Source organism: Mesorhizobium sp. M2A.F.Ca.ET.037.01.1.1 (assembly GCF_003998075.1).
Lineage (GTDB): Bacteria > Pseudomonadota > Alphaproteobacteria > Rhizobiales > Rhizobiaceae > Mesorhizobium.
This window is the reverse complement of record NZ_RZSA01001363.1, coordinates 1-1,320: the sequence shown is the minus strand read 5'-3', so window position 1 is coordinate 1,320 and position 1,320 is coordinate 1. Positions and strand designations below refer to the sequence as shown.

Sequence of the window (1,320 nt, the reverse complement as noted above, 5' to 3'; positions counted from 1 at the left end):
CACTTGCCGTTGCCGGCAGCACCGGTCACGTCATGCAGCTTGCCGGCATTTCGCACATGCCGATCGAAAGCCATGTGCTGCAGGCCTTCGTCTCGGAATCGCTGAAGCCGGTCATCGATACCGTTCTCACCTTCGGCATGGGCCACTTCTACATTTCGCAGTCCGACAAGGGCGGCCTCGTCTATGGCGGCGACCTCGACGGCTACAACAGCTACGCCCAGCGCGGCAGCCTGCCGATCGTCGATGAGGTGATGAGCGAGATGCTGGCGCTGTTCCCGGGTCTCGCCCGGGTGCGCATGCTGCGTTCCTGGGGCGGGCTGTGCGACATGACGATGGACGGCTCGCCGATCATCACCACCGGCCCGTTGCCGGGCATGTACCTCAATTGCGGCTGGTGCTACGGCGGCTTCAAGGCGACGCCCGCCTCCGGCTGGTGCTTTGCCTATACCATCGCCAAGGACGAGCCGCACGAGTTCAACGCGCCCTTCACGCTCGACCGCTTCTATCGCGGGTTGATCATCGACGACAAAGGCCAGGGCGCGAACCCGCGGCTGCATTAGGGAACCATAATCCCAAAAAGTGGGGACCGGTTTTTGGAAAAGATCATGGTTGAACAAGAAGATACCAGAAAATGCTGATCACCTGTCCCTATTGCGGGCCGCGCGATGTCATCGAATTCACCTATCAGGGCGACGGCAACCGTCAGCGGCCGCAGCCGGCCTCGCAAGATCTCGACGCCTGGAACGCCTATGTCTACGACCGGCTCAATCCGGCCGGCGACCACAATGAGATATGGCAGCATTCCGGCGGCTGCCGTTCGCATCTGAGGGTCGTGCGCAACACCATCACGCATGAGATCCTGAGCACGGCCTTCGCCCGTGGCGGCCACAAATCTGCCGACAACAGGGCGGAGGGCCGTTCGTGAGCCCGCGCCGCACGGAGACCGGCGGCCGCATCGACCGGCTGCGCACCATCCGCTTCACCTTCGACGGCGCGCCTTACACCGGTCATGCCGGCGACACGCTGGCCTCGGCGCTGCTCGCCAATGGCGTGACGCTGTTCGGCCGTTCGTTCAAATACCATCGCCCGCGCGGCCTGCTTTCCGCCGGCGTCGAGGAGCCGAACGCGCTGGTGACGGTGCTGCGCGGCGAGGTGCGCGAGCCGAACATTCCGGCCACCATGGTCGAGATCTATGATGGGCTCGTCGCCGTCAGCCAGAACCGCACGCCGTCGCTCGCCTGGGACATCGGCGCAATCAACCAGCTTGGCGGCAAGATCCTGTCTGCCGGCTTCTACTACAAGACTTTCATGGGGCCGGTG

The 1,320-nt window shown here is 63.9% G+C and carries 3 protein-coding genes; all 3 read left to right on the top strand.

Features of this window, described 5'->3' with window-relative positions; all coding sequences use genetic code 11:
* Window positions 1-560: FAD-dependent oxidoreductase (locus tag EOA27_RS36765; RefSeq protein WP_127258751.1), on the top strand; the 560-nt coding region annotated here is incomplete at its 5' end.
* Window positions 561-631: 71 nt separating this feature from the next.
* Complete coding sequence (locus tag EOA27_RS36760; RefSeq protein ID WP_126082153.1) at window positions 632-925, top strand: sarcosine oxidase subunit delta; 294 nt, start codon at window positions 632-634, stop codon at window positions 923-925.
* Window positions 922-1,320, top strand: a 399-nt coding sequence (locus EOA27_RS36755) for a 2Fe-2S iron-sulfur cluster-binding protein (RefSeq protein WP_189562327.1), incomplete at its 3' end; no start/stop codon positions are given. The genes EOA27_RS36760 and EOA27_RS36755, both read left to right, overlap by 4 nt.

Bases quoted from the DNA above. Each gene is read 5' to 3' on its own strand.
- EOA27_RS36760 (WP_126082153.1), top strand. From the start codon at position 632: ATGCTGATCACCTGTCCCTATTGCGGGCCGCGCGATGTCATCGAATTC.